Origin of the sequence: Kitasatospora sp. NPDC087271, assembly GCF_044744605.1 — a bacterium.
Classification (GTDB): domain Bacteria; phylum Actinomycetota; class Actinomycetes; order Streptomycetales; family Streptomycetaceae; genus Kitasatospora.
This window is the reverse complement of the sequence record NZ_JBIUYQ010000008.1, coordinates 143128-167269: the sequence shown is the minus strand read 5'-3', so window position 1 is coordinate 167269 and position 24142 is coordinate 143128. Positions and strand designations below refer to the sequence as shown.

35 protein-coding genes are annotated in these 24142 nt (G+C 68.3%); 2 read left to right on the top strand and 33 right to left on the bottom strand.

The features are described from left to right. Positions 1-88 precede the first annotated feature (88 nt). Positions 89-646, top strand: coding sequence for a Uma2 family endonuclease (locus ACIO9K_RS16390; RefSeq protein ID WP_363617997.1), 558 nt, complete (start codon positions 89-91; stop codon positions 644-646). Positions 647-679: 33 nt separating this feature from the next. Here the strand turns inward: ACIO9K_RS16390 and glmS are convergent, their stop codons facing one another. Further along, positions 680-2536 carry a glutamine--fructose-6-phosphate transaminase (isomerizing) gene (gene glmS / locus ACIO9K_RS16385; protein WP_363580128.1) on the bottom strand — a complete coding sequence of 619 codons (1857 nt, stop codon included), beginning with the start codon at positions 2534-2536 and terminating at the stop codon, positions 680-682. A 99-nt stretch (positions 2537-2635) separates the two neighbouring features. Here glmS and coaA point away from each other — a divergent pair, with 99 nt between their 5' ends. Next, positions 2636-3631 carry a type I pantothenate kinase gene (gene coaA / locus ACIO9K_RS16380; protein WP_063348983.1) on the top strand — a complete coding sequence of 332 codons (996 nt, stop codon included), beginning with the start codon at positions 2636-2638 and terminating at the stop codon, positions 3629-3631. Between the two features lie 61 nt (positions 3632-3692). Here coaA and glmM read toward each other — a convergent pair whose 3' ends face one another. The 32 genes from glmM to rplB form a co-directional block, all read right to left on the bottom strand. Beyond that, on the bottom strand, positions 3693-5057 hold the full coding sequence (gene glmM, locus ACIO9K_RS16375; protein WP_363580126.1) for a phosphoglucosamine mutase: 1365 nt from the start codon (positions 5055-5057) through the stop codon (positions 3693-3695). A gap of 165 nt (positions 5058-5222) precedes the next feature. Then, the gene (gene rpsI / locus ACIO9K_RS16370) at positions 5223-5732 is read right to left on the bottom strand and encodes a 30S ribosomal protein S9 (protein WP_363580124.1); all 510 of its coding nucleotides are present in this window, start codon (positions 5730-5732) and stop codon (positions 5223-5225) included. 45 nt (positions 5733-5777) lie between these two features. Then, the gene (gene rplM / locus ACIO9K_RS16365) at positions 5778-6221 is read right to left on the bottom strand and encodes a 50S ribosomal protein L13 (RefSeq protein WP_030055846.1); all 444 of its coding nucleotides are present in this window, start codon (positions 6219-6221) and stop codon (positions 5778-5780) included. A gap of 235 nt (positions 6222-6456) precedes the next feature. Beyond that, positions 6457-8115 (bottom strand): ATP-binding cassette domain-containing protein, encoded by a 1659-nt coding sequence (locus ACIO9K_RS16360; protein ID WP_363617995.1) that lies wholly within the window; start codon positions 8113-8115, stop codon positions 6457-6459. Between the two features lie 41 nt (positions 8116-8156). Then, positions 8157-9068, bottom strand: coding sequence for a tRNA pseudouridine(38-40) synthase TruA (truA, locus tag ACIO9K_RS16355; RefSeq protein ID WP_363617993.1), 912 nt, complete (start codon positions 9066-9068; stop codon positions 8157-8159). Positions 9069-9144: 76 nt separating this feature from the next. Continuing rightward, positions 9145-9630: a 50S ribosomal protein L17 gene (rplQ, locus tag ACIO9K_RS16350; RefSeq protein WP_350877122.1), complete on the bottom strand. Its 486-nt coding sequence runs from the start codon at positions 9628-9630 to the stop codon at positions 9145-9147. Between the two features lie 127 nt (positions 9631-9757). After that, the gene (locus ACIO9K_RS16345; RefSeq protein ID WP_030232516.1) at positions 9758-10780 is read right to left on the bottom strand and encodes a DNA-directed RNA polymerase subunit alpha; all 1023 of its coding nucleotides are present in this window, start codon (positions 10778-10780) and stop codon (positions 9758-9760) included. Between the two features lie 146 nt (positions 10781-10926). Next, entirely contained in the window at positions 10927-11334 is a 408-nt protein-coding gene (gene rpsK / locus ACIO9K_RS16340; RefSeq protein WP_030232513.1) for a 30S ribosomal protein S11, read from the bottom strand. Positions 11335-11406: 72 nt separating this feature from the next. Beyond that, entirely contained in the window at positions 11407-11787 is a 381-nt protein-coding gene (gene rpsM / locus ACIO9K_RS16335; RefSeq protein WP_030232510.1) for a 30S ribosomal protein S13, read from the bottom strand. 178 nt (positions 11788-11965) lie between these two features. Next, positions 11966-12079 carry a 50S ribosomal protein L36 gene (rpmJ, locus tag ACIO9K_RS16330; protein ID WP_003956441.1) on the bottom strand — a complete coding sequence of 38 codons (114 nt, stop codon included), beginning with the start codon at positions 12077-12079 and terminating at the stop codon, positions 11966-11968. Between the two features lie 32 nt (positions 12080-12111). Next, the gene (gene infA / locus ACIO9K_RS16325; RefSeq protein WP_014047798.1) at positions 12112-12333 is read right to left on the bottom strand and encodes a translation initiation factor IF-1; all 222 of its coding nucleotides are present in this window, start codon (positions 12331-12333) and stop codon (positions 12112-12114) included. A gap of 195 nt (positions 12334-12528) precedes the next feature. Continuing rightward, complete coding sequence (mscL, locus tag ACIO9K_RS16320) at positions 12529-12954, bottom strand: large conductance mechanosensitive channel protein MscL (RefSeq protein WP_363580119.1); 426 nt, start codon at positions 12952-12954, stop codon at positions 12529-12531. Positions 12955-13106: 152 nt separating this feature from the next. Further along, complete coding sequence (gene map, locus ACIO9K_RS16315) at positions 13107-13946, bottom strand: type I methionyl aminopeptidase (protein WP_363580117.1); 840 nt, start codon at positions 13944-13946, stop codon at positions 13107-13109. A gap of 108 nt (positions 13947-14054) precedes the next feature. Then, positions 14055-14708 (bottom strand): adenylate kinase, encoded by a 654-nt coding sequence (locus ACIO9K_RS16310; RefSeq protein ID WP_363617991.1) that lies wholly within the window; start codon positions 14706-14708, stop codon positions 14055-14057. Then, the gene (gene secY / locus ACIO9K_RS16305; RefSeq protein ID WP_350877114.1) at positions 14708-16018 is read right to left on the bottom strand and encodes a preprotein translocase subunit SecY; all 1311 of its coding nucleotides are present in this window, start codon (positions 16016-16018) and stop codon (positions 14708-14710) included. Before secY ends, ACIO9K_RS16310 begins: the two co-directional genes overlap by 1 nt. Positions 16019-16340: 322 nt before the next feature. Beyond that, positions 16341-16793, bottom strand: a complete 453-nt coding sequence (gene rplO / locus ACIO9K_RS16300) for a 50S ribosomal protein L15 (protein ID WP_255752515.1) — start codon at positions 16791-16793, stop codon at positions 16341-16343. A 2-nt stretch (positions 16794-16795) separates the two neighbouring features. Continuing rightward, positions 16796-16978 (bottom strand): 50S ribosomal protein L30, encoded by a 183-nt coding sequence (rpmD, locus tag ACIO9K_RS16295; RefSeq protein ID WP_030055835.1) that lies wholly within the window; start codon positions 16976-16978, stop codon positions 16796-16798. After that, entirely contained in the window at positions 16978-17601 is a 624-nt protein-coding gene (rpsE, locus tag ACIO9K_RS16290) for a 30S ribosomal protein S5 (RefSeq protein WP_030055834.1), read from the bottom strand. Before rpsE ends, rpmD begins: the two co-directional genes overlap by 1 nt. Before the next feature lie 48 nt (positions 17602-17649). Further along, positions 17650-18033 carry a 50S ribosomal protein L18 gene (gene rplR, locus ACIO9K_RS16285; RefSeq protein WP_030280785.1) on the bottom strand — a complete coding sequence of 128 codons (384 nt, stop codon included), beginning with the start codon at positions 18031-18033 and terminating at the stop codon, positions 17650-17652. A 3-nt stretch (positions 18034-18036) separates the two neighbouring features. Next, positions 18037-18576: a 50S ribosomal protein L6 gene (gene rplF / locus ACIO9K_RS16280; RefSeq protein ID WP_030055832.1), complete on the bottom strand. Its 540-nt coding sequence runs from the start codon at positions 18574-18576 to the stop codon at positions 18037-18039. Positions 18577-18598: 22 nt separating this feature from the next. Then, positions 18599-19006, bottom strand: a complete 408-nt coding sequence (gene rpsH / locus ACIO9K_RS16275) for a 30S ribosomal protein S8 (protein WP_030055831.1) — start codon at positions 19004-19006, stop codon at positions 18599-18601. Positions 19007-19275: 269 nt separating this feature from the next. Continuing rightward, positions 19276-19461, bottom strand: coding sequence for a type Z 30S ribosomal protein S14 (locus ACIO9K_RS16270; protein WP_030055830.1), 186 nt, complete (start codon positions 19459-19461; stop codon positions 19276-19278). Positions 19462-19465: 4 nt separating this feature from the next. Further along, complete coding sequence (gene rplE / locus ACIO9K_RS16265) at positions 19466-20035, bottom strand: 50S ribosomal protein L5 (RefSeq protein ID WP_030393302.1); 570 nt, start codon at positions 20033-20035, stop codon at positions 19466-19468. Next, a complete protein-coding gene (rplX, locus tag ACIO9K_RS16260) occupies positions 20035-20346 on the bottom strand; it encodes a 50S ribosomal protein L24 (protein ID WP_030055828.1) in 312 nt (103 codons plus the stop codon). The genes rplE and rplX overlap by 1 nt, the downstream gene beginning before the upstream one ends. A 15-nt stretch (positions 20347-20361) precedes the next feature. Continuing rightward, positions 20362-20733, bottom strand: a complete 372-nt coding sequence (gene rplN, locus ACIO9K_RS16255; protein WP_030393301.1) for a 50S ribosomal protein L14 — start codon at positions 20731-20733, stop codon at positions 20362-20364. 102 nt (positions 20734-20835) lie between these two features. Next, on the bottom strand, positions 20836-21108 hold the full coding sequence (gene rpsQ / locus ACIO9K_RS16250; protein ID WP_030055826.1) for a 30S ribosomal protein S17: 273 nt from the start codon (positions 21106-21108) through the stop codon (positions 20836-20838). Continuing rightward, a complete protein-coding gene (rpmC, locus tag ACIO9K_RS16245) occupies positions 21108-21332 on the bottom strand; it encodes a 50S ribosomal protein L29 (protein WP_063348970.1) in 225 nt (74 codons plus the stop codon). Before rpmC ends, rpsQ begins: the two co-directional genes overlap by 1 nt. Next, the gene (gene rplP / locus ACIO9K_RS16240; protein WP_030055824.1) at positions 21332-21751 is read right to left on the bottom strand and encodes a 50S ribosomal protein L16; all 420 of its coding nucleotides are present in this window, start codon (positions 21749-21751) and stop codon (positions 21332-21334) included. Before rplP ends, rpmC begins: the two co-directional genes overlap by 1 nt. Positions 21752-21756: 5 nt before the next feature. Then, positions 21757-22581, bottom strand: a complete 825-nt coding sequence (gene rpsC / locus ACIO9K_RS16235) for a 30S ribosomal protein S3 (protein ID WP_350877110.1) — start codon at positions 22579-22581, stop codon at positions 21757-21759. Further along, positions 22581-22928: a 50S ribosomal protein L22 gene (gene rplV / locus ACIO9K_RS16230; protein WP_030055822.1), complete on the bottom strand. Its 348-nt coding sequence runs from the start codon at positions 22926-22928 to the stop codon at positions 22581-22583. The genes rpsC and rplV overlap by 1 nt, the downstream gene beginning before the upstream one ends. Before the next feature lie 50 nt (positions 22929-22978). Then, positions 22979-23260 (bottom strand): 30S ribosomal protein S19, encoded by a 282-nt coding sequence (rpsS, locus tag ACIO9K_RS16225; RefSeq protein WP_030055821.1) that lies wholly within the window; start codon positions 23258-23260, stop codon positions 22979-22981. An 11-nt stretch (positions 23261-23271) separates the two neighbouring features. Beyond that, positions 23272-24108, bottom strand: a complete 837-nt coding sequence (gene rplB / locus ACIO9K_RS16220) for a 50S ribosomal protein L2 (protein ID WP_063348968.1) — start codon at positions 24106-24108, stop codon at positions 23272-23274. Positions 24109-24142 lie beyond the last annotated feature (34 nt).

Here is a 24142-nt window from a genome sequence, read left to right as displayed (position 1 = left end):
CGGGTGACAACCACTTCGATCCCCCACCGGTGTCGGTCCGCGCGCCTACCTTGTGGCTCGGCACGGACCCACAGGAGGGAGAAGGGCCATGGTCGCCATGCCAGCTGTCGAGGGCCCGCGAGGCCGGGACGACCTCGTCCAGGCGTTCCTGGAGTTGGACACCCCGCCCGGCTACAAGGCAGAACTCGTCGAAGGGGAAATCGTCGTGACGCCCCCACCGGACGGGGCCCACGAAACCGCGTTCTCGCTACTCAACCGGCAGTTCATGCGCAAGGTCGAGATCGAGCTGGACATCTCCGGCAACAAGGGACTGATCACACCCGAGGGTCGGTTCATCCCCGACGGAACCCTGAGCCCGGTCGGCCATTTCGAGCACGCCGACTCCTGGGCCTCCGCCACGGGAGTCCTGCTGGTCTTCGAGATCACCTCGACCAACCCGCACAAGGACCGCGAACCCAAGCGCCGCGGCTACGCCGCCGCCGGCATCCCGTGCTACCTGCTGATCGACCGCAGCGAGGGCATGGTCACGCTGTTCACCAAACCCGAGGGCGACGACTACACCACCCGCACGCAGGTCGAGTTCGGCAAGCCGATCGACCTGCCCGCCCCCTTCTCCTTCACGCTCGACACGGCACCCCTGCGGTAGGGCACAGCCACCGCAGGGACGCCGTGAGCGCTACTACTCGACGGTGACCGACTTGGCCAGGTTGCGAGGCTGGTCGACCTCGTGGCCCTTGGCCGTCGCCAGCTCGCACGCGAAGACCTGGAGCGGCACGGTGGAGACCAGCGGCTGGAGCAGGGTCGGGGTGACCGGGATGCGGATCAGGTGGTCCGCGTACGGGACGACCGCCTCGTCGCCCTCCTCCGCGATCACGATGGTGCGGGCGCCACGGGCCCGGATCTCCTGGATGTTGGAGACGATCTTGTCGTGCAGGATCGACCGCCCGCGCGGCGAGGGGACGACCACGACGACCGGCAGGCCCTCCTCGATCAGCGCGATCGGGCCGTGCTTGAGCTCGCCCGCCGCGAAGCCCTCGGCGTGCATGTACGCCAGCTCCTTGAGCTTGAGCGCGCCCTCCAGGGCCACCGGGAAGCCGACGTGACGGCCGAGGAACAGCACCGAGCGCGCGTCGGCGAGCGAGCGGGCCAGCTCGCGCACCGGCTCCATGGTCTCCAGGACCTGCTCGACCTGCTTGGGCGCGTCGCCGAGCTCCTTGATGACGGCGAAGATCTCGTCGCCCCACTTGGTGCCGCGCACCTGGCCCAGGTAGAGGGCGACCAGGTAGCAGGCGACCAGCTGGGTCAGGAACGCCTTGGTGGAGGCGACGGCGACCTCGGGGCCGGCGTGGGTGTACAGCACCGCGTCCGACTCGCGCGGGATGGTGGAGCCGTTGGTGTTGCAGATCGCCAGCACCTTGGCGCCCTGCTCCCGGGCGTGCCGCAGGGCCATCAGGGTGTCCATGGTCTCGCCGGACTGGGAGATGGCGATGACCAGCGTGCCCGGGCCCATGATCGGGTCGCGGTAGCGGAACTCGGAGGCGACCTCGACCTCGCAGGGGATGCGGGTCCAGTGCTCGATCGCGTACTTGGCGATCATGCCGGCGTGGAAGGCGGTGCCGCAGGCGACGATGACGACCTTGTCGACCGAGCGCAGGTCCGCGTCGGAGATGCGCAGCTCGTCGAGGATGAGCCGGCCGTCGGTGCCGATCCGGCCGAGGAGGGTGTCGGCGACGGCCTTCGGCTGCTCGGCGATCTCCTTGAGCATGAAGTAGTCGTAGCCGCCCTTCTCGGCGGCCGAGGCGTCCCAGTCGACGTGGTACTCGCGCACGTCGGCCGGGGTGCCGTCGAAGTTGGTCACCGTGACGCCGTCCCGGCGCAGCTCGACGACCTGGTCCTGACCCAGCTCGACGGCCTCGCGGGTGTGCGCGATGAACGCGGCGACGTCGGAGGCGAGGAAGTTCTCGCCCTCGCCGCGCCCGACCACCAGCGGCGAGTTGCGGCGGGCGCCGACGACCACGTCCGGCGCGTCGGCGTGCACGGCAACGAGGGTGAAGGCGCCGTCGAGGCGGCGGCAGACCACTCGCATGGCCTCCGCGAGGTCGCCGTCGTAGGCCTCGCCGAGCAGGTGCGCGACGACCTCGGTGTCGGTCTCGGAGCGGAGGGTGTGGCCGCGCTCGGCGATCTCGGCCCGCAGCTGGGCGAAGTTCTCGATGATGCCGTTGTGCACCACGGCCACCCGGAGGTGGTCGTCCAGGTGGGGGTGGGCGTTGGCGTCCGTCGGGCCGCCGTGGGTGGCCCAGCGGGTGTGGCCGATGCCGGTGGTGCCGCCGGGCAGAGGGGTCTCGGCGAGCGACTTCTCCAGGTTGGCGAGCTTGCCGGCCCGCTTGTCGGTGACCAGACTCCACTGCCCGTCGGAGTCCTGCGCCTGCACCGCGACACCGGCCGAGTCGTAGCCCCGGTACTCCAGTCGCTGCAGGCCTGCGATTACTACGTCGAGGGCGGACTGCGCGCCCACGTATCCAACAATTCCGCACATGCGTGCCAGCATAAGGGCGGTTCTGGGGCCCTTTTCCCGATTCCCGCGAACAGTGCGTGACCGACACCACAACCACGGTGAACGCCGCCACGGCTCACAATGGAGCATGTGCTGACCGAACTCTGTACGCGGGGCGCCGCCACGCCCGGCCCGTCGCCGTCCCCCTACGTGGACCTCAGTCGGGCCGAGTGGAGCGCACTGCGCGAGCGTACGCCGCTGCCGCTGACCGCCGAGGAGGTGGAACGGCTACGCGGCCTCGGTACCGCCCTCGACCTGGACGAGGTCCGCGACGTCTACCTGCCGCTGTCCCGGCTGCTGAACCTGTACATCCACGCCACGCACGAGCTGCGCGGCACGCTGGGCACCTTCCTGGACACGCCGGACACCGAGCGCACCCGCACCCCGTTCATCATCGGGGTGGCCGGCTCGGTCGCGGTCGGCAAGTCGACGACGGCCCGCCTGCTCCAGGCCCTGCTCGCCCGCTGGCCCGAGCACCCGCGGGTCGAGCTGGTGACCACGGACGGCTTCCTGCTGCCCAACGCCGAGCTGCGCCGCCGCGGCCTGATGGCCCGCAAGGGCTTCCCGGAGTCGTACGACCGCCGGGCGCTGATGCGCTTCGTCGCGGACGTGAAGGCGGGCAAGGAGCGCGTCACCGCGCCGGTGTACTCGCACCTGGTGTACGACATCGTGCAGGGCGAGCGGCTCACCGTGGAGCGCCCGGACATCCTGATCGTCGAGGGCCTGAACGTGCTCCAGCCGGCCCTGCCCGGCAGCGACGGGCGCACCCGGCTGGCGGTGGCCGACTACTTCGACTTCTCGATCTACGTCGACGCCCGCACCGACGACATCGAGCACTGGTACCTGGACCGCTTCCGCAAGCTCCGGCAGACCGCCTTCCAGGACCCGAACTCCTACTTCCGCCGCTTCACCGAGGTGCCGGAGGAGGAGGCGATGGAGTACGGCCGGCAGGTCTGGCGCACCATCAACAAGCCGAACCTGCTGGAGAACGTGCTGCCGACCCGCGGCCGGGCCACCCTGATCCTCCAGAAGGGGGCGGACCACAAGGTCCGCCGGGCGCTGCTGCGCAAGCTCTGACACCGATGCGACGGAAGGGGCCCCGCCGGCGGCGGGGCCCCTTCCGTCATGCCGGGCTCGCTCAGCCCAGGTGCGTCCGCACGGCCTCGGCCAGCCGCTGCGCGACGGACTCGGCCTGCACCGGGTCGGCGGCCTCGACCATGACCCGGACCAGCGGCTCGGTGCCGGACGAGCGCAGCAGCACCCGGCCGGTGGAGCCCAGTTCGGCCTCGGCCTCGGCGACCGCGGCGGCCAGCTCGACGCTGGTGTGGACCCGGCTCTTGTCGACGCCCTTGACGTTGATCAGCTGCTGCGGCAGACGGGTCATCACGGCGGCCAGGTCGGCCAGCGGCTGCTTGGTGGCGGCCAGCCGGGCGCCCAGCATGAGGCCGGTCAGGGTGCCGTCGCCGGTGGTGGCGTGGTCGAGCAGGATGACGTGGCCGGACTGCTCGCCGCCCAGCGCGAAGCCGTGCTCCTTCATCGCCTCCAGCACGTAGCGGTCGCCGACGGCGGTCTCCACCAGGTCGACGCCCTCGCGCTCCATCGCCAGCTTGAAGCCGAGGTTGGACATCACGGTGGCCACCGCGGTGTTGCGGCGCAGGGTGCCGGCGTCCTTCATGGCGACGGCCAGGATGGCGATGATCTGGTCGCCGTCCACCTCGTTGCCGTCCGCGTCGGCGGCCAGGCAGCGGTCGGCGTCGCCGTCGAGGGCGATGCCGAGGTCGGCGCGGTACTCCGTCATGGCGGCCCGCAGCCGGTCCAGGTGGGTGGAGCCGACGCCGTCGTTGATGTTGAGGCCGGTGGGCTCCGCCCCCAGGGTGTGGACGACCTCGGCGCCGGCCCGGGCGAAGGCCTCGGGGGCGACGTAGGCGGCGGCGCCGTGGGCGCCGTCGATGACGACCTTGATGCCGTCGAGGCGGTTGGGCAGCACGCCGATCAGGTGGGCGACGTACTTGTCGAAGCCCTCGGTGTACTCGCGCACCCGGCCGACGGCGGCGCCGGTCGGGCGGTTCCAGTCCTCGCTGCCGAGCGTGTGCGTGCGGTAGTGGGCCTCGATCGCGTCCTCGATGCGGTCGTCCAGCTTGTGGCCGCCGCGGGCGAGGAACTTGATGCCGTTGTCGGGCATCGCGTTGTGGCTGGCGGAGAGCATCACGCCGAAGTCGGCGCCGAGCGCGCCGGTGAGATAGGCCACGGCCGGGGTCGGCAGCACGCCGACCCGGAGCACGTCGACGCCGGCGCTCGCCAGGCCGGCGATGACAGCGGCCTCCAGGAACTCGCCCGAGGCTCGCGGGTCCCGGCCGACCACCGCGACCGGCCGGTGGCCCTCGAAGGCGCCGGCCTCGCCGAGCACATGGGCCGCCGCGACCGACAGCCCGAGCGCGAGCTCGGCCGTCAGGCCCTCGTTGGCCACCCCGCGCACGCCGTCCGTACCGAAGAGTCGTCCCACTGTCCCGTCCTCCATCACCACTGCTCGGAACCCAACCGATGGCACCCGGCCGCCGCACGATAGCCGGGGAACACGTCGCCCCGGAGTACACGTGGTACTCCGGGGCGACGGTTCGCGCAACCAGGGGGTGCGCCGCCAGGGCGGACCGCACCCCCAGGGACGCGATTAGCGCTTGCTGTACTGCGGCGCCTTGCGGGCCTTCTTGAGACCGGCCTTCTTGCGCTCGACGGCGCGGGCGTCACGGGTCAGGAAGCCGGCCTTCTTCAGCGCGCCGCGGTTGTTGTCCACGTCGGCCTCGTTCAGGGCACGGGCCACGCCGAGGCGCAGCGCGTAGGCCTGGCCGGAGACGCCGCCACCGGTGATGCGGGCGACGACGTCGTAACGGCCGTCAAGCTCGAGGAGCTTGAAGGGCTCGTTCACGGTCTGCTGGTGCACCTTGTTGGGGAAGTAGTTCTCCAGGGTGCGACCGTTGATCTTCCACTGGCCGGTGCCGGGGACGATGCGCACGCGGGCGATCGCCTCCTTGCGACGGCCGAGGCCGGCGCCCGGGATGGCCTCGCCGAAGCGGCCGGCCAGCGACTCGGAGGTGTAGCTCTCCTCGGAGGTGTACTCGCCCTCGACGGCCTCAACGGCCTCGTCGAAGTCGACCTCAAGGGTTTCAGTGGTCTCGGCCACGGTGTTCCTCAGCTCTTTTCAGTGTTGGGGGGCTTGGTGGCCGAATTACTGCGCGACCTGGGTGATCTCGAACGGCACCGGCTGCTGGGCAGCGTGCGGGTGCTGGTCGCCCGAGTAGACCTTCAGCTTCGAGAGCATCTGGCGGCCCAGGCTGTTCTTGGGGATCATGCCCTTGATGGCCTTCTCGACGGCCTTCTCCGGGTTGTTCGCCAGCAGGTCGTCGTAGCGCACCGACCGCAGACCGCCCGGGAAGCCAGAGTGGCGGTAGGCCAGCTTCTGGGTCTTCTTGTTACCGGACAGGTGCACCTTGTCGGCGTTGATGATGATGACGAAGTCACCAGTGTCAACGTGCGGCGCGTAGATCGCCTTGTGCTTACCCCGGAGGAGGTTGGCGGCCTGGGAAGCCAGACGGCCGAGCACGACGTCGGTCGCGTCGATGACGTGCCACTGACGCTGGACGTCGCCGGGCTTGGGGCTGTACGTACGCACGGTCGTAGCCTTCGCTTTTCAGTGAGTGAGTCCTGACAGGAGCACCTGGGACGGAAGAGCAGCCTGGCCAACCTTGGACGCAATTCAAGGGGGACCGCTGGTCGTCGAACCTGATGTCTCCGGCGTACCGACCTCTCACGTGAGATAGAGCGAGCCAATACGCACATCAAGCGTCCAGGTTACCGGGCGCACGGGTGGGGGTCAAAAATCGGCTTCCCCCCACCCCCGCCGTCACTCAGCGTTCGCGCTCCACCCGGCTGACGTCCCAGACCGGCTCGGGCGACTCGTAGACCCGGCCGTCGGCGCCGAACACCAGGTAGCGGTCGAAGGTCCTGGCGAACCAGCGGTCGTGGGTGACGCACAGCACGGTGCCGTCGAAGGCCTCCAGCCCGGCCTGCAGCGCCTCGGCGCTGTCCAGGTCCAGGTTGTCGGTCGGCTCGTCGAGCAACAGGGCCGTCACGCCGGAGAGTTCGAGCTTGAGGATCATCAGCCGGGCCTGCTGCCCACCGGACAGCGACTCGAACTTCTGCTCCTCCTGCCGGTCCAGCTCGTAGCGGCGCAGCGCGCCCATCGCGGCGCTGCGGCTGAGCGCGTGCTCCTCCTCGACGATCGAGCGCACCGTCCGGCCGAACAGCTCCGGGTGGGCGTGGGTCTGCCGGAAGTGGCCGGGGACGACCCTGGCGCCGAGCTTCCAGGTGCCGGTGTGCGCGACGCTCTCGTCGCCCGCCAGCAGCCGCAGGAAGTGCGACTTGCCGGAGCCGTTGGAGCCGAGCACGGCGACCCGCTCGCCGTAGAACACCTCCAGGTCGAAGGGCTTCATCAGACCGGTGAGCTCCAGTTGCTCCACGGTGAAGGAGCGCACGCCGGTACGCCCGCCCTTGAGCCGCATGGTGATGCTCTGCTCGCGCGGGGGCTCCTCCGGGCGGCCGGCCTCCTCGAACTTCTTCAGCCGGGTCTGGGCGGCGGCGTAGCGGGTGGCGAGCGCGTGGCTGACGGAGGCCGCCTGGCGCAGGGTGACGACCAGCTTCTTGAGCTTGGCGTGTTCCTCGTCCCAGCGCCGGCCCAGCTCCTCGAAGCGCGCGAAGCGGTCCTTGCGGGCCTCGTGGAAGCTGTCGAACCCGCCGCCGTGCACCCAGACGCTGCTCCCGGCCGCGCCGGACTCGACGGCGATGATCTTGTCGGCGGCCTCGGAGAGCAGCTCGCGGTCGTGCGAGATGAACAGGACGGTCTTCGAGGTGGCCTTGAGGGCCTCCTCCAGCCAGCGCTTGCCCGGGACGTCCAGGTAGTTGTCGGGCTCGTCGAGCAGCAGCACCTCTTCGGGGCCGCGCAGCAGCGCCTCCAGGACGAGCCGCTTCTGCTCACCGCCCGAGAGGGTGTTCAGGCCGCGCCACTGGGCCTTGTCGAAGGGCATTCCGAGGGCCGCCATGGTGCAGACGTCCCAGTCGGTCTCGTAGTCGTAGCCGCCGACGTCGGCCCAGTCGGAGAGCGCCTGGGCGTAGGCCATCTGGGTCTTCTCGTCGTCCTGGGCGATCATCGCCAGCTCGGCGGCGTCCACCGCGCGGGCGGCGACGGCGATCCGCTCGGGGGCGACGGACACCAGCAGGTCGCGGACCGAGGCGTCCGGCGCCAGCGCGCCGGGGGTGGCCCGCTCGTCCTCGCGGCCGGTGGTGCCGACGAACTGGCGCATCACGCCGAGCCCGCCGCTGATCGTCACCGTGCCGCCGTGCGGCTGGAGGTCCCCCGCGATCATCCGCAGCAGGGTGGTCTTGCCGGCCCCGTTGGCGCCGACCAGGGCGACCGCGGCGCCCTCGCCGACCCGGAAGGACGCGTCGTCGAACAGCACCCGCCCGTCCGGCAGGTAGTACTCAAGGTGCGAAATCTCGACGTGTCCCATGCGGACGATTGTCCCAAGCCGACGCGCCCGGCCCAAACGGATTACCCGACGGGCGGCTGACCGGGCAGTGTGCGCAGCCGCCTGGCCTGGCGGTTGCGCTCGGCGAGCTGGTCGTCCGCCGGGTAGCCGACTTCCTCGAGAGTGAGCCCGTACGGCCGGATCACGTTGACGGCCGAGTTGCGGACCCCGCCGGCCAGCACCTCGCCGGGGAACTCCACCGGCCGGTGCCCGTCGCCGACCAGCAGCATCGCCCCGACCAGCGCCCGGACCATGTTGTGGCAGAACGCGTCGGCGCGGACGGTGGCGACCGCCAGCGAGCCCTCCTGGGCGGCGTAGGAGTCCACCGGGACGCGGTCCCAGTGCAGCTCCAGCAGGGTGCGGATGGTGGTGGCGCCCTCGCGCTTCTTGCAGTACGCGGCGAAGTCGTGCTCGCCGAGCAGCAGCTTCGCGGCCTCGTTCATCCGGTCGACGTCCAGCGGGCGGTCGTGCCAGAGCACGTGCCCGCGCAGCAGCGGGTCGACCCCGCCGGGGTGGTCGGCGACCCGGTAGGCGTAGCGGCGCCAGATCGCCGAGAAGCGGGCGTCGAACCCGGCCGGCGCCTCGCCGACCCGGTAGATCCGGATGTCCCCGGGCAGCCGGCCGGCCAGCCGGCGCAGCAGCTTCTCGCGGTGCGCCTCCCACAGCTCGGCCGGCAGGTCGACGTGCGCGACCTGGCCGCGGGCGTGCACCCCGGCGTCGGTGCGCCCGGCCACGGTCAGCGGGAACAGCTCGGGGCTGCGGGTGACGATCCGCAGCGCGCTCTCGATCTCCTCCTGGACCGTCCGGCGGCCGCCGCGCTGGCGGGCCCAGCCGGAGAACTCGGCGCCCTGGTAGGCGAGATCGAGCCGGACCCGGACGCACCCGTCGGCCGGGCCGTCCTTCACCGGCGGCTGCTCGGCGCAATCGTTGACCACAATCCACTCCAGACAGAAGGAACGGGCCCGCTCCCCCACGGATGGGAGAGCGGGCCCGCGACCACACCTAGCGGTGTCAGGCCTGCTCGGCCTCGACGGCCTCGTCGGCCTTGGCGTCGGCCGGAGCCTCGACCTTGGCCTCGGCCTCCTTGACGGCGCGCTTGGTGGCGCCCTCGGCCTCGCCGACGGCGGTCTGCGCGACGGTCAGCGCCTCGACCAGCTCGATCACGGCCATCGGGGCGTTGTCGCCACGACGGGGACCGATCTTGGTGATACGGGTGTAACCACCCGGGCGGTTCTCGTAGCGCGGCGCGATCTCGGTGAAGAGGGTGTGCAGCACGGCGATGTCGGTGATCGTCTTGCGCACCAGGCGACGGTTGTGGATGTCGCCCTTCTTCGCCTTGGTGATCAGCTTCTCCGCCAGCGGGCGCATCCGACGGGCCTTGGCCTCGGTCGTGGTGATGCGGCCGTACTGGAACAGCTCCCGGCACAGACCGGCGAGCAGCAGCGGCTCGTGGTGCGGGCCGCCGCCGAGGCGGGCACCCTTGGTGGGACGCGGCATGGATGACTCCTTGAATCTCCGACTACGGCCGTATCAGGTACCGCAGCGGGCGTCCGGGCACTGTTGCCCGGACGACTTTCACGACGACGGGGGCGGTTCGGTGGAACCGCCCCCGCGGCCAAATCTCTTAGTACTGCTCGGTCTCGGCGTAACCCGCGTCGTCCAGGTCGTCGGCGCCGAAGGCGTCGGCGGCGGCGGTCGGGTCGAACCCGGGCGGGCTGTCCTTGAGGGCCAGGCCCATGCCGGCCAGCTTCGCCTTGACCTCGTCGATCGACTTCGCACCGAAGTTGCGGATGTCGAGCAGGTCGGCCTCGGAGCGGGCGACGAGCTCACCCACGGTGTGGATGCCCTCGCGCTTGAGGCAGTTGTAGGAGCGGACGGTGAGCTCCAGCTCCTCGATCGGCAGCGCCAGGTCGGCGGCCAGGGCGGCGTCCGTCGGGGACGGGCCCATGTCGATGCCCTCGGCGTCGATGTTCAGCTCGCGGGCGAGACCGAACAGCTCCACCAGGGTCTTGCCGGCCGAGGCCATGGCGTCACGCGGACGCATGGCGGGCTTGGTCTCGACGTCGACGATCAGCTTGTCGAAGTCGGTCCGCTGCTCGACACGGGTGGCCTCGACCTTGTAGGTGACCTTCAGCACGGGGCTGTAGATCGAGTCGACCGGGATGCGGCCGATCTCCTGGCCGGAGGCCTTGTTCTGGACGGCGGAGACGTAGCCGCGACCGCGCTCGACGGTCAGCTCCATCTCCAGCTTGCCCTTGCCGTTCAGCGTGGCGAGGACCAGCTCCGGGTTGTGCACCTCGACACCCGCCGGCGGGGCGATGTCGGCGGCGGTGACGACACCCGGGCCCTGCTTGCGCAGGTACATCACGACCGGCTCGTCGTGCTCCGAGGAGACGACCAGCTGCTTGATGTTGAGGATGAGGTCGGTCACGTCCTCCTTGACGCCCGGCACGGTGGTGAACTCGTGCAGGACGCCGTCGACGCGGATGCTGGTGACAGCGGCACCCGGGATCGACGACAGGAGCGTGCGGCGCAGGGAGTTGCCGAGGGTGTAGCCGAAGCCCGGCTCCAGCGGCTCGATCACGAACCGCGAGCGGAACTCGTCGACGACCTCTTCGGTCAGCGAGGGGCGCTGAGCGATAAGCATGGGGGGTATTCCTCCAGTTGTCTTCGGCACCCACTATTTGATGCCGACAGGACCAAGCGTACGGGGTCCCGCGAACAGCGACGAATCACCGCGTGGGACCCCGTACGAAGGTTCAAAGCAGGTACTGCGAGCCCGAAGGCGCTGCGTCAGACGCGGCGGCGCTTCGGCGGACGGCAGCCGTTGTGCGGGGTGGGGGTGACGTCCTGGATCGAGCCGACCTCCAGGCCGGTGGCCTGGAGCGAGCGGATCGCGGTCTCGCGGCCGGAGCCCGGACCCTTGACGAAGACGTCAACCTTGCGCATGCCGTGCTCCTGCGCGCGACGGGCAGCGGCCTCGGCGGCCATCTGCGCGGCGAACGGGGTGGACTTGCGCGAGCCCTTGAAGCCGACGTGACCGGCGGAGGCCCAGGAGATCACGTTGCCCGCGGGGTCGGTGATCGAAACGATGGTGTTGTTGAACGTGCTCTTGATGTGCGCGTGGCCGTGAGCGACGTTCTTCTTTTCCTTGCGGCGGATCTTCTTCGCGCCGGCAGCCTGACGACCCTTGGGGGGCATAAGTCTGTTCTCCTACTGAGGTGGTCGGTCCGCTGACCCGCGGGCCGGAGGGATGTCCGGTTACGGGACGGACTACTTCTTGCCCGGCTTCTTCTTGCCGGCGATCGCGCGACGCGGGCCCTTGCGGGTACGCGCGTTGGTGTGGGTGCGCTGACCGCGGACCGGCAGGCCGCGGCGGTGACGCAGACCCTCGTAGCAGCCGATCTCGACCTTGCGGCGGATGTCGGCGGCCACCTCACGGCGGAGGTCACCCTCGACCGTGTAGTTGGCGTCGATGTACTGGCCCAGCTTCACGAGGTCTTCCTCGGAGATGTCGCGAACGCGGACATCCGGGTTGACACCGGTCTCGGCCAGGGTCTGCTGGGCGCGGGTACGGCCGATGCCGTACACGTAGGTAAGGGCGATCTCGATCCGCTTCTCACGGGGGAGATCAACGCCGGCGAGGCGTGCCATTCAAGGCTCCTGTGCTTTTTCAGAGGTCTTGCGTGCTACCTACTCCTTCGCCTCTCGACGATGGAGCCCCGGCCTCTGACCGGGGGTGGCAGTCCGTCCCTTCGTGGGGACGGATCGGGTAGCCCGCTTATGACGTTTTCGCGTCGCGCGAAGTACTACGAGAAATGCTGGGGAGAGATCAGCCCTGGCGCTGCTTGTGGCGCAGGTTGTCGCAGATCACCATGACCCGGCCGTGGCGGCGGATCACCTTGCACTTGTCGCAGATCTTCTTGACGCTCGGCTTGACCTTCATGTTCAGGTTCTCCGGGTCTAGATCTGACGTTCTTACTTGTAGCGGTAGACGATCCGCCCGCGCGTGAGGTCGTAGGGGCTGAGCTCCACGACGACCCGGTCGTCCGGCAGGATGCGGATGTAGTGCATGCGCATCTTGCCACTGATGTGCGCGAGGACCTTGTGACCGTTCTGCAGCTCGACCCTGAACATCGCGTTCGGAAGAGACTCGATCACGGTGCCCTCGATCTCAATGGCGCCTTGCTTCTTAGCCATGAACTGCGAGATCCACCTTCCGGGACCGGCTACCGTATGCGGCACGCTCGTGCGAACCTGGGTTCACCCCGCCCCCGAAGGGAAGAGGGCGTGCTGAAGCACGCTACGAGTGAGCCGACGGTCCATCCTACGCCAGTGCGTCCGGTGGGCCAAAACGAGGTCCCCCGAAGGCAGCCACCGTGACGTTCCGGCGGGTCAGAACCCGGCGGTGACCTTCAGCGGCTCGACGTGGGCGGTGCAGGCCGCGCAGCGGCGGGCGGCCGCGGGGATCTCGGTCAGGCACTCGGGGCAGGGCCGCTTGGGGGCCTTCGGCTTCTTCGGCAGGTACCGCGCGGTCGCCTTGGTGACCGGCAGCACGACGCAGAAGTACAGCACCGCCGCGGTCATCACGAAGGCGATCAGCACGTTGAGGAACTGGCCGTACGGGAACGTGACCCCGGCCACCGTCGCCTTGTACGAGCTGAAGTCGCCGGCCGCGCCGACCCCGACGCCGACCAGCGGGGTGAGGAAGGCCGACACGAAGCCGGTCACCACCCCGGTGAACGCGGCGCCGATGACGACACCGACCGCCATGTCGACGACGTTGCCGCGCATCATGAAGTCGCGGAATCCCTTGAGCACTGCACTCTCCCGATCGATCGAAGCTGCTGAAGCCGCTACTGAAGCCACTGCCAGCCGATAAAAATAGGACAAAAGCCCTGGAGGTCCAAACCCCCAGGGCCCTGATCCCTTGTCAGCAGCGGAAGTTGGCCGCTCAGCCGACCGTCGCGAGACTAGCCGAGCGGGTCCGGGGCGGCGGTGATGCCCAGCTTCGCGAGCTCCGCCTTGCCGCCGTCGAAGGCCGTCAGGACCAGCGGGCCCTGCTCGGTGACGGCCACCGAGTGCTCCCAGTGCGAGGCCCAGGTGCCGTCGTTGGTGACGACCGTCCAGTCGTCCTCCAGCACGGCGGTGTGCGGGGTGCCCAGCGAGACCATCGGCTCGATCGCCAGCACGGTGCCGGGGATCAGCTTCGGGCCCTTGCCGCGGCCGCGCTCGACGTAGTTCAGCACGTGCGGCTCCATGTGCATCGCGGTGCCGATGCCGTGGCCGCCGTAGCCCTCGGTGATGCCCCACTTGCCCTTGGGGGGCAGCGGCTGGCGGCGGATGAAGCCCTCGATCGCCTTGGAGACGTCGACCAGGCGGTTGTTCTTCTTCATCTGGGCGATGCCGGCCCACATCGAGCCCTCGGTCACCCGGCTCAGCATCTCGACCTCGGGGCGGACCTCGCCGACCGCCACGGTGATCGCCGAGTCGCCGTGCCAGCCGTCCAGGATGGCGCCGCAGTCGATCGAGATGACGTCGCCCTCCTGGAGCACCCGGTCACCGGGGATGCCGTGCACGACCTCGTTGTTCACCGAGGCGCAGATCACGCCGGGGAACCACAGACCGCCGTGGTCGGCGCGGAAGTTGGAGGTCGCACCGTGGTCGGTGATGACCTTGTCCGCGATGTCGTTGAGCTCCTGGGTGGTCACCCCCGGGGCGACCGCCTCCCGGCAGGCCTTCAGCGCCTCGGCGACGACCAGCCCGGCCGCTCGCATCTTCGCGATCTGCTCGGGGGTCTTGATCTCCACCATCTGGTCACGCCTTCCACGTTCTGTTTGCCACTGCCTACCACCGTACGACGCCGTACGGCCGCGCCGCCCGGGATCGGGGAGCGCGGCCGTACGGCGTCGCCGGGAAACTCAGTTGTCCTGCTTCAGTGCCTCGATCGCGCGGCGGGTGACCTCGTCCACCTTGCCGAGGGCCGAGATGGTCGCCACCAGGCCCTGCTGGGCGTAGTAGTCGATGATCGGCTCGGTCTCGGTGTGGTAGACCTCCAGCCGGGTGCGCACCTTGTCCTCGGTGTCGTCCGAGCGCTGGTACAGCTCGCCGCCGCACTCGTCGCAGACGCCCTCGACCTTCGGCGGGTTGTAGTCCACGTGGAAGACGTGGCCCCCGTCGTTGCGGCACAGGCGGCGGCCGGCGATCCGGCGGACCACCTCGTCCTCGGGGACCTCCAGGTCCAGCACGCCGTCCAGCTTGATCCCCTGCTCGGCGAGGAAGTCGTCGAGCGCCTTGGCCTGGCCGAGGTTGCGGGGGAAGCCGTCGAGCAGGAAGCCGCCCGCGGCGTCCTCCTGGAGCATGCGGTCCTTGGCCATCCCGATGGTGACCTCATCCGGCACCAGGCGACCCGCGTCCATGTAGCTCTTGGCCTCGAGCCCCAGCGGGGTGCCCTGACCGATGTTGGCGCGGAACAGGTCGCCGGTGGAGATGTGGGGAATGGACAGGGTCTTGGCGAGCAGGTGCGCCTGAGTACCCTTCCCGGCCCCGGGAGGACCAACGAGGACGATACGCATCAGCGGAGGAACCCTTCGTAATTGCGCTGCTGGAGCTGGCTCTCGATCTGCTTCACAGTTTCGAGTCCGACGCCGACGACGATGAGCACGCTGGTGCCGCCGAACGGGAAGTTGGTCTGCTGTCCGAAGGCGACCAGGGCGATCATCGGGATCAACGCGATCAGGCCCAGGTAGAGCGAACCCGGCCACGTGATTCGGGTCAGCACGTAGTTCAGGTACTCGGCCGTCGGTCGGCCGGCCCGGATGCCCGGGATGAAGCCACCATACTTCTTCATATTGTCGGCAACTTCTTCGGGGTTGAAGGAGATCGCGACGTAGAAGAAGGCGAAGAAGACGATCAGCAGGAAGTAGGTCGCCATGTAGATCGGGTGGTCGCCCTTGACGAAATGCTGGGTGATCCACACCGCCCAGCCCGACTGGCTACCGGTCAGCTGGACCACCAGGGCCGGGATGTACAGCAGCGACGAGGCGAAGATGACCGGGATGACACCGGCCTGGTTCACCTTGAGCGGGATGTAGGTCGACGTGCCGCCGAACGCCCGCCGGCCGATCATCCGCTTCGCGTACTGCACCGGGATCCGGCGCTGGGCCTGCTCGACGAAGATGACCAGCATCACAACGATGATGCCGACCGCGACCACGGACAGGAACTCGACCCAGCCGCCACCGATGGTGCCGGATCCCTTGATCGCCCACATCGAGGACGGGAACTGCGCGGCGATCGAGGTGAAGATCAGCAGCGACATGCCGTTGCCGATGCCGCGGTCCGTGATCAGCTCGCCCAGCCACATGATCACCGTGGTGCCGGCGGTCATCGTGATCACCATGACGGCGATCCGGAACACGCTCGTGTCCGGGACGATCTGGTTGCCCACCGGGCAGCCGGAGAACAGCGCGCCGCTGGAGGCCGTCGCCACGATGCCGGTGCCCTGGAGCACGGCGAGCGCGATGGTCAGGTAGCGGGTGTACTGGGTGATCTTCGTCTGGCCGGCCTGGCCCTCCTTCTTCAGCGCTTCCAGTCGCGGGATCACGACCGTGAGGAGCTGGAGGATGATGCTCGCGGTGATGTACGGCATGATGCCGAGCGCGAAGATCGTCAGCTGGAGGAGCGCGCCACCGCTGAACAGGTTGACGAGCCCGAAGAGGCCGTTGTTCTTGGTGTCCTTCACACACTCGTTCACGGCCGTGAAGCTCACGCCGGGGATCGGAATGTGCGAGCCCAGGCGGAACAGCACCATGATGCCCAGCGTGAACAGCAGCTTCTTGCGCAGGTCGGGCGTCTGGAACGCCCGCGCGAACGCACTGAGCACGGTGCCTCCTGCGCCTCCCGCGCGTCGTCGGCGGGAGGGTCGGTCCTGAATGGGAGTTTTGGCGGTACGGGCTCCCGTACAGACGGCACAGGCGAGCCTACGCGCAGCCTACAAGGGAACTCCACGGACTCTAACAGTGCGCAGCCACTCGGAAGAAGCGCGTACCGCCCCTCCCCCACTCACGGGGTACGGGATGCCCGGGTTTGCCACACAAAAGAACGAGGGCACGTCAACGGAATGCCCGGAAAACGCGATGCCCGGAAAACGCGCGAGCCCCGCGCCTCCCGAAGGAGGTGCGGGGCTCGCACGGAAGTCAGCGGGCTCAGACGAGCTCGGTGACGGTACCGCCGGCGGCGGTGATCTTCTCGGCGGCGGAGCCGGAGACGGCGTCGACCGTCACCTGCAGCGCAACCGAGATCTCGCCGGTGCCGAGCACCTTGACGAGGGAGTTCTTGCGAACCGCGCCCTTGGCGACCAGGTCCTCGACGGTGACCTCTCCACCCTGCGGGTAGAGCTCGGCCAGCTTGTCGAGGTTGACGACCTGGAACGTGATCTTGAACGGGTTCTTGAAGCCCTTCAGCTTCGGCAGGCGCATGTGGAGCGGCATCTGGCCACCCTCGAAGCGCTGCGGAACCTGGTAGCGGGCCTTGGTGCCCTTGGTACCACGACCGGCGGTCTTACCCTTGGAGCCCTCACCACGACCCACGCGGATCTTGTCGGTCTTGGCACCCGGGGCGGGACGCAGGTTGTGGATCTTGATCGGGTTGTCGCCCATGATCAGTCCACCTCCTCAACCGTCACCAGGTGACGGACCGTGTGGGCCATCCCGCGGATCTCGGGACGGTCCTCCTTCACCACGACGTCGTGCATGCGCTTGAGACCAAGCGAACGCAGGGTGTCACGGTGATTCTGCTTGCTGCCGATGTACGACTTGGTCTGCGTGATCTTCAGGCGAGCCATCAGGCGCTCACCCCTGCAGCACGCGCCCGCAGCAGAGCGGCGGGGGCCACGTCCTCCAGCGGCAGGCCACGACGAGCGGCGATCTCCTCGGGGCGCACGAGGCCCTTCAGAGCAGCCACGGTGGCGTGCACGATGTTGATCGCGTTGTCCGAGCCGAGCGACTTCGACAGGATGTCGTGAATGCCGGCGCACTCCAGGACGGCGCGCACCGGACCACCGGCGATAACACCGGTACCGGGGGCGGCGGGCTTCAGGAGCACGACGCCGGCGGCCTTCTCACCCTGGATCGGGTGCGGGATGGTGCCCTGGATACGGGGGACCTTGAAGAAGTTCTTCTTGGCCTCCTCAACACCCTTGGCGATGGCGGCCGGAACCTCCTTCGCCTTCCCGTAACCGACACCCACGGTGCCGTCACCGTCGCCCACCACGACCAGCGCGGTGAAGCTGAAACGACGACCACCCTTGACAACCTTGGCGACACGGTTGATCGCGACAACGCGCTCGACGTAAGCGGTCTTCTCGACGGCGGGGGCGTTGCCCCGGTCGTCACGCTTACGGTCGCGCCGCTCGCCACCGCCGGTGCCACCGCCGGCGCCACTACCGCGGCGCTGGGGTCCAGCCATTGGAATTACCTCTCTCGATTACGTCCGTCGACTGAGTCGACGAGCGGCTTAGAAGTCGAGCCCGGCCTCGCGAGCCGCGTCCGCCAGGGCGGCGATGCGGCCGGCGTACCGGTTGCCCGCGCGGTCGAAGACGACCGACTCGATGCCGGCAGCCTTGGCGCGCTCGGCGACCAGGCTCCCGACCTTCTTGGCCAGCTCGGTCTTGTCGCCCTCGGCGCCCTTGATGGACACGTCGAGGGTGGACGCCGACGCCAGGGTGTGACCCTTGGCGTCGTCGATGACCTGGGCGACCATGTGACGGTTCGAGCGCGTCACGACGAGGCGCGGACGCACCTCGGTGCCGACGACGCGCTTGCGAACGCGGATCGCGCGGCGCTTGCGAGCGGCGCTCTTGTAGGCGTTGCCCTTGCCGATCTTGACAGAGACGCTCATCGCTTACTTACCACTCTTTCCGACCTTGCGGCGGATGACCTCGCCCGCGTACTTGACGCCCTTGGCCTTGTACGGGTCGGGCTTGCGCAGCTTGCGGATCTTCGCGGCGACCTCGCCGACCTTCTGCTTGTCGATGCCGTCCACGTGGAACTTGGTGGCCGACTCGACGACGAAGGAAATGCCCTCGGGGGCCTCGACCAGGATCGGGTGGCTGTAGCCCAGCTGGAACTCCATGTCGGAGCCCTTCGCCAGAACTCGGTAGCCGACACCGCTGATCTCCAGCGACTTGCGGTAGCCCGCGGTCACGCCGGTGATCATGTTCGCCACCAGCGTGCGGGAAAGGCCGTGCAGGGCCTTCGACAGACGCTCGTCGTTGGGGCGGGTGACGAGCAGCGTGCCGTCCTCGCCCTTACCGATCTCGATCGGCGCGGCGACAACGTGGGTGAGGGAGCCCTTGGGGCCCTTCACCGAGACCGCCTGGCCATCGATGGTGACGTCCACGCCAGCGGGGACCTGGATGGGCAGCCGTCCAATGCGCGACATTGCTGTACCTCCGTTTCCCGAATTACCAGACGTAGGCGAGAACTTCTCCGCCTACGCCCTTCTTGGCGGCCTGCTTGTCGGTGAGGAGACCCGAGGACGTGGAGATGATCGCCACGCCCAGGCCGCCGAGCACCTTCGGCAGGTTGGTGGACTTTGCGTAGACCCGCAGGCCCGGCTTGCTGATCCGCTTGATGCCAGCGATCGAGCGCTCACGGTTGGGACCGAACTTGAGCTCGATGGTCAGCTTCTTGCCGACCTCGCCCTCAACGGGCTCCTCAACCTTGTAGGAGGAGATGTACCCCTCCTGCTGCAGGATCTCGGCGACGTGCGCCTTGATCTTGCTGGCCGGCATCGCCACGGAGTCGTGGTACGCCGAGTTAGCGTTACGCAGACGCGTGAGCATGTCTGCGATGGGGTCGGTCATGGTCATGATGGCCTCAGGCCTCTCTCGCCGTGGTTTCTCCGCGCCAGGTCCCCCCGCCGCACTCCGAGGAGTGCGGCAGGGGCACAGACGCAGGGGACCTGCGGCGTCGTAAGACTGGGTGCGAGCCCTCCGAAGAGGGTCGACGGCAGCTACGGAGCTGCCGCGACAGGGGGCCCGACCTCACTACCCTACGGGATTCCGTACGCAGCCCCAAAAAAGGGGCTCTGTGGGGTCGGGCACACCTGCTTCGCTATGGCGTTACCGCGAGGTCCTGGTTACCAGGAGCTCTTGGTCACGCCCGGCAGCTCGCCGCGGTGCGCCATCTCACGAAGGCAGACACGGCAGAGGCCGAACTTGCGGTACACCGAGTGCGGACGGCCGCAGCGCTGGCACCGGGTGTAGGCCCGGACGCCGAACTTCGGCTTGCGCTCGGACTTCGCGATGAGGGACTTCTTCGCCATGTGGTTACGCCTCCTTGAACGGGAAGCCCAGAGCGCGCAGGAGCGCCCGGCCCTCGTCGTCGGTCTGGGCGGTGGTCACGACGGTGATGTCCATACCGCGCTGACGGTCGACCTTGTCCTGGTCGATCTCGTGGAACATGACCTGCTCGGTCAGACCGAAGGTGTAGTTGCCACGGCCGTCGAACTGCTTCGGGGAGAGGCCACGGAAGTCACGGATACGCGGCAGGGCCAGCGACACCAGACGGTCCAGGAACTCCCACATGCGGTCACCACGGAGGGTGACGTGGGTGCCGATCGGCTGGCCCTCACGCAGCTTGAACTGCGCGATGGACTTGCGAGCCTTCGTCACCGCCGGCTTCTGACCGGTGATGGCGGTGAGGTCGCGGATCGCGCCCTCGATCAGCTTGCTGTCACGGGCGGCCTCGCCGACACCCATGTTGACGACGACCTTGACCAGGCCGGGCGTCAGCATGACGTTCTCGTACGAGAACTGCTCCTGCAGCTGACCCTTGATCTCGGAGTTGTAACGCTCCTTGAGACGGGGGGTCACCTTCTCAACAGTCGTCTCAGACATCAGATGTCCTCACCGGTTCGCTTGGCAACGCGGATCTTGTTGCCCTCGTCATCGAAGCGGTAGCCAACGCGGGTGACGACCTTCTTGCCGTCCTTCTCCACGACCAGCTGGACGTTGGAGACGTGCACCGGGGCCTCGACGGTGACGATGCCACCCTGAGTGCCCGGGCCCGGCTTGGTGTGCTTCTTGACCCGGTTCACACCCTCGACCAGGACCTTGTTCTCGGCGGGCATGGCCTGGATGACCTTGCCCTGCTTGCCGCGGTCCTTGCCGGTGATGACCTGAACCAGGTCACCCTTCTTGATCTTCATGCTGTTCGCCATGAGTTAGAGCACCTCCGGCGCAAGCGAGATGATCTTCATGAACTTCTTGTCACGCAGCTCGCGGCCCACCGGGCCGAAGATGCGGGTACCACGGGGGTCACCATCGGTGTTCTTCAGAACGACCGCGGCGTTCTCGTCGAAGCGGATGTACGAGCCATCCGGACGACGACGCGACTTCACGGTACGGACGACGACGCACTTGACGACGTCACCCTTCTTCACCGAACCGCCGGGGATCGCGTCCTTGACGGTCGCGACGATGACGTCCCCGATGCCGGCGTAGCGACGACCGGAGCCACCGAGAACGCGGATGCAAAGGATTTCCTTCGCGCCCGTGTTGTCGGCGACACGCAGTCGCGACTCCTGCTGGATCACAGCTTTCTCCTGATCGTCAACGAGAGCTGACGGGCCGGCCGCTGCTCACACCAGCGCCCACGAGGGGCCTGGTGCACATACGGCCGTACCGCATCAACTTCGTTACTTGGCCTTCTCGAGGATCTCGACGACGCGCCAGCGCTTCGTCGCGGACAGCGGGCGGGTCTCCGCCAGGAGGACCCGGTCGCCGATGCCGCAGGCGTTCGCCTCGTCGTGCGCCTTCAGCTTGTTCGTACGGCGGATGACCTTGCCGTACAGAGCGTGCTTGACGCGGTCCTCGACGGCGACGACGACGGTCTTGTCCATCTTGTCGCTGACGACGAGACCCTCACGGGTCTTGCGGAAACCGCGCGTCTCGTTGGTGTTCTCAGTCATCAGGCGTTCTCCACCGTCTCGATGCCCAGCTCGCGCTCGCGCATCAGGGTGTAGATCCGCGCGATGTCCTTACGGACGAGCTTGAGCCGTCCGTGGTTGTCGAGCTGCCCGGTCGCCGCCTGGAAGCGGAGGTTGAACAGCTCCTCCTTGGCCTCACGGAGCTTGGCAACGAGACCCTCGTTGTCCAGCTCGCGGAGGTCAGCAGCCTTGGTGCCGGCCGACATCAGCTCTCACCTGCCTCGCGCCGGATGATCCGGCACTTCATCGGGAGCTTGTGAGCAGCGCGGGTCAGCGCCTCACGAGCCACCTTCTCGTTGGGGTACGACAGCTCGAACATGACCCGACCCGGGTGCACGTTCGCGATCCACCACTCGGGCGAACCCTTACCGGAACCCATGCGGGTCTCGGCCGGCTTCTTGGTGAGCGGACGGTCCGGGTAGATGTTGATCCAGACCTTGCCGCCACGCTTGATGTGACGGGTGACGGCGATACGAGCGGACTCGATCTGCCGGTTCGTCACGTAGGCCGGGGTGACGGCCTGGATGCCGTACTCGCCGAAGGCGAGCTCGGTGCCACCCTTGGCAGCGCCACGGCGCTTGGGGTGGTGCTGCTTGCGGTGCTTGACCCGACGGGGGATCAGCATTGGAGTCAGGCCTCCGTTCCGGTGTTCTCGGCAGCCGGAGCCTCGGCGGCCGGGGCCGCGGGGGCCTCGGACGCGGCGGGGCGACGGCCGCGGCCACCGCGCTCGCCACCACGGCGCTCGCCACCGCGGGCGGGACGACCACCCTCGGGACGGGCCGGGCGGTTGCCCGAGCGGGCAGCGGCGTTCTCAGCGCGGACCTCGGCGATGTTCTTGACGTCGCCCTTGTAGATCCAGACCTTCACGCCGATACGGCCGAAGGTCGTCTTGGCCTCGAAGAAGCCGTAGTCGACGTTCGCGCGCAGGGTGTGCAGCGGCACACGGCCCTCGCGGTAGAACTCCGAACGGCTCATCTCGGCGCCACCGAGACGACCGGAGCACTGGACCTTGATGCCCTTGGCGCCGGACTTCATGGTGCCCTGCATCGACTTGCGCATGGCGCGGCGGAAGGAGACGCGGGAGGACAGCTGCTCCGCGACGCCCTGAGCCACGAGCTGGGCGTCCAGCTCGGGGTTCTTGACCTCGAGGATGTTCAGCTGGACCTGCTTGCCGGTCAGCTTCTCGAGGTCGCCGCGGATGCGGTCGGCCTCGGTGCCACGGCGGCCGATGACGATGCCGGGGCGAGCGGTGTGGATGTCAACGCGGACGCGGTCGCGGGTGCGCTCGATCTCGACCTTGGAGATGCCGGCGCGCTCCATGCCCTTCGTCATCATGCGACGAATGGCGACGTCTTCCTTGACGTAGTCCTTGTACAGCTTGTCGGCGTACCAGCGGGACTTGAAGTCCGTGCTGATGCCGAGGCGGAACCCGTGCGGGTTAACCTTCTGGCCCATTACCGGGTCCCTTCCTTGCTGCTGACGACCACGGTGATGTGGCTGGTCCGCTTGCGGATCCGGTAGGCACGACCCTGCGCACGCGGACGGAACCGCTTCAGGGTCGGGCCCTCGTCAACGTACGCCTCGCTGATGACGAGGTCGTCCACGTTGGAGTGGTTGTAGTTGTGCGCGGCGTTGGCAATGGCGCTGTCGAGCACCTTGCCGACGGGCACGGTGGCGGCCTGCGGAGCGAAACGCAGGACGGCCTGGGCCTCCGTGGCCGGCAGGCCACGGATGAGGTCCACCACGCGGCGGGCCTTCATGGGCGTGACGCGGATGTACCGCGCCTGGGCCCTGGCTTCCATGGTTGTCCCCTTGCTGGTGTAAGTCATTGAGTCGGTAATCTCGCTGGCGACTAGCGACGCTTCGACTTGCGGTCGTCCTTGACGTGACCGCGGAAGGTACGCGTCGGCGCGAACTCGCCGAGCTTGTGGCCGACCATCGACTCGGTGACGAACACCGGGACGTGCTTACGGCCATCGTGCACCGCGATCGTGTGGCCGAGCATGGCCGGGAAGATCACGGAGCGACGGGACCAGGTCTTGATGACGTTCTGGGTACCCGCCTCGTTCTGCGCGTCCACCTTCTTGAGAAGGTGGCCGTCGATGAAGGGGCCCTTCTTGAGACTGCGCGGCATCTGACCTGCTCCTAGCGCTTCTTGTTGGTCTTGCGGCGGCGCACGATGAGGGCGTTCGAAGCCTTCTTCGGGCTACGAGTGCGACCCTCCTTCTGGCCCCACGGCGAGACCGGGTGGCGGCCACCAGAGGTCTTACCCTCACCACCACCGTGCGGGTGGTCGATCGGGTTCATGGCGACACCACGCACGGTCGGGCGGACGCCCTTCCAGCGCATGCGGCCGGCCTTGCCCCAGTTGATGTTCGACTGCTCGGCGTTGCCGACCTCACCGACGGTGGCGCGGCAGCGCGCGTCCACCAGGCGGATCTCACCGGAGGGCATGCGCAGGTGCGCCATCTTGCCCTCACGCGCCAGCAGCTGGATGCCGGCACCGGCGGAGCGGGCCATCTTGGCACCGCCACCGGGACGCAGCTCCACCGCGTGGATGGTGGTACCGACCGGGATGTTGCGAAGCGGCAGGTTGTTGCCCGGCTTGATGTCGGCGCCAGCGCCGTTCTCGATCCGGTCACCCTGCGCGATACCGCGCGGCGCGATGATGTAGCGCTTCTCGCCGTCCGCGTAGTGCAGGAGCGCGATGCGCGCGGTGCGGTTCGGGTCGTACTCGATGTGCGCGACCTTGGCCGGCACGCCGTCCTTGTCGTGACGACGGAAGTCGATCACGCGGTAGGCGCGCTTGTGACCGCCACCCTGGTGGCGAACGGTGATCCGACCGGCGTTGTTACGGCCGCCCTTGCTGTGCAGGGGGCGAACCAGCGACTTCTCCGGCGTGGACCGCGTGATCTCTACGAAGTCGGCCACGCTGGAGCCACGACGGCCCGGCGTAGTCGGCTTGTACTTGCGGATGCCCATTTGGCTCTCTCGTCCTCGTCCTTATCGACGATCA

Bases quoted from the DNA above. Each gene is read 5' to 3' on its own strand.
- rplF (WP_030055832.1), bottom strand. From the start codon at position 18,576: ATGTCGCGCATTGGACGGCTGCCCATCCAGGTCCCCGCTGGCGTGGAC.
- rpsK (WP_030232513.1), bottom strand. From the start codon at position 11,334: ATGCCCCCCAAGGGTCGTCAGGCTGCCGGCGCGAAGAAGATCCGCCGC.
- ACIO9K_RS16310 (WP_363617991.1), bottom strand. From the start codon at position 14,708: ATGCGTATCGTCCTCGTTGGTCCTCCCGGGGCCGGGAAGGGTACTCAG.
- rpsH (WP_030055831.1), bottom strand. From the start codon at position 19,006: ATGACCATGACCGACCCCATCGCAGACATGCTCACGCGTCTGCGTAAC.
- rplR (WP_030280785.1), bottom strand. From the start codon at position 18,033: ATGAGCGTCTCTGTCAAGATCGGCAAGGGCAACGCCTACAAGAGCGCC.
- rpsQ (WP_030055826.1), bottom strand. From the start codon at position 21,108: ATGACTGAGAACACCAACGAGACGCGCGGTTTCCGCAAGACCCGTGAG.
- infA (WP_014047798.1), bottom strand. From the start codon at position 12,333: ATGGCTAAGAAGCAAGGCGCCATTGAGATCGAGGGCACCGTGATCGAG.
- rpsE (WP_030055834.1), bottom strand. From the start codon at position 17,601: ATGGCTGGACCCCAGCGCCGCGGTAGTGGCGCCGGCGGTGGCACCGGC.
- glmS (WP_363580128.1), bottom strand. From the start codon at position 2,536: ATGTGCGGAATTGTTGGATACGTGGGCGCGCAGTCCGCCCTCGACGTA.
- rpmJ (WP_003956441.1), bottom strand. From the start codon at position 12,079: ATGAAGGTCAAGCCGAGCGTCAAGAAGATCTGCGACAAGTGCAAGGTG.
- map (WP_363580117.1), bottom strand. From the start codon at position 13,946: ATGGTGGAGATCAAGACCCCCGAGCAGATCGCGAAGATGCGAGCGGCC.
- rplX (WP_030055828.1), bottom strand. From the start codon at position 20,346: ATGAAGATCAAGAAGGGTGACCTGGTTCAGGTCATCACCGGCAAGGAC.
- rplO (WP_255752515.1), bottom strand. From the start codon at position 16,793: ATGGGCGACAACCCGATCAAGATCCACAACCTGCGTCCCGCCCCGGGT.
- rpsS (WP_030055821.1), bottom strand. From the start codon at position 23,260: ATGCCGCGCAGTCTCAAGAAGGGCCCCTTCATCGACGGCCACCTTCTC.
- rplE (WP_030393302.1), bottom strand. From the start codon at position 20,035: ATGTCTGAGACGACTGTTGAGAAGGTGACCCCCCGTCTCAAGGAGCGT.
- rpsM (WP_030232510.1), bottom strand. From the start codon at position 11,787: ATGGCACGCCTCGCCGGCGTTGATCTCCCCCGTGAGAAGCGGATCGAG.
- coaA (WP_063348983.1), top strand. From the start codon at position 2,636: ATGGAGCATGTGCTGACCGAACTCTGTACGCGGGGCGCCGCCACGCCC.
- rpsC (WP_350877110.1), bottom strand. From the start codon at position 22,581: ATGGGCCAGAAGGTTAACCCGCACGGGTTCCGCCTCGGCATCAGCACG.
- rplQ (WP_350877122.1), bottom strand. From the start codon at position 9,630: ATGCCGCGTCCCACCAAGGGTGCCCGCCTCGGCGGCGGCCCGCACCAC.
- ACIO9K_RS16270 (WP_030055830.1), bottom strand. From the start codon at position 19,461: ATGGCGAAGAAGTCCCTCATCGCGAAGTCCGAGCGCAAGCCGAAGTTC.
- ACIO9K_RS16345 (WP_030232516.1), bottom strand. From the start codon at position 10,780: ATGCTTATCGCTCAGCGCCCCTCGCTGACCGAAGAGGTCGTCGACGAG.
- rplP (WP_030055824.1), bottom strand. From the start codon at position 21,751: ATGCTGATCCCCCGTCGGGTCAAGCACCGCAAGCAGCACCACCCCAAG.
- rplB (WP_063348968.1), bottom strand. From the start codon at position 24,108: ATGGGCATCCGCAAGTACAAGCCGACTACGCCGGGCCGTCGTGGCTCC.
- ACIO9K_RS16390 (WP_363617997.1), top strand. From the start codon at position 89: ATGGTCGCCATGCCAGCTGTCGAGGGCCCGCGAGGCCGGGACGACCTC.
- rpmD (WP_030055835.1), bottom strand. From the start codon at position 16,978: ATGGCTCGCCTGAAGATCACGCAGACCAAGTCGTACATCGGCAGCAAG.
- rplV (WP_030055822.1), bottom strand. From the start codon at position 22,928: ATGGAAGCCAGGGCCCAGGCGCGGTACATCCGCGTCACGCCCATGAAG.
- rpmC (WP_063348970.1), bottom strand. From the start codon at position 21,332: ATGTCGGCCGGCACCAAGGCTGCTGACCTCCGCGAGCTGGACAACGAG.
- ACIO9K_RS16360 (WP_363617995.1), bottom strand. From the start codon at position 8,115: ATGGGACACGTCGAGATTTCGCACCTTGAGTACTACCTGCCGGACGGG.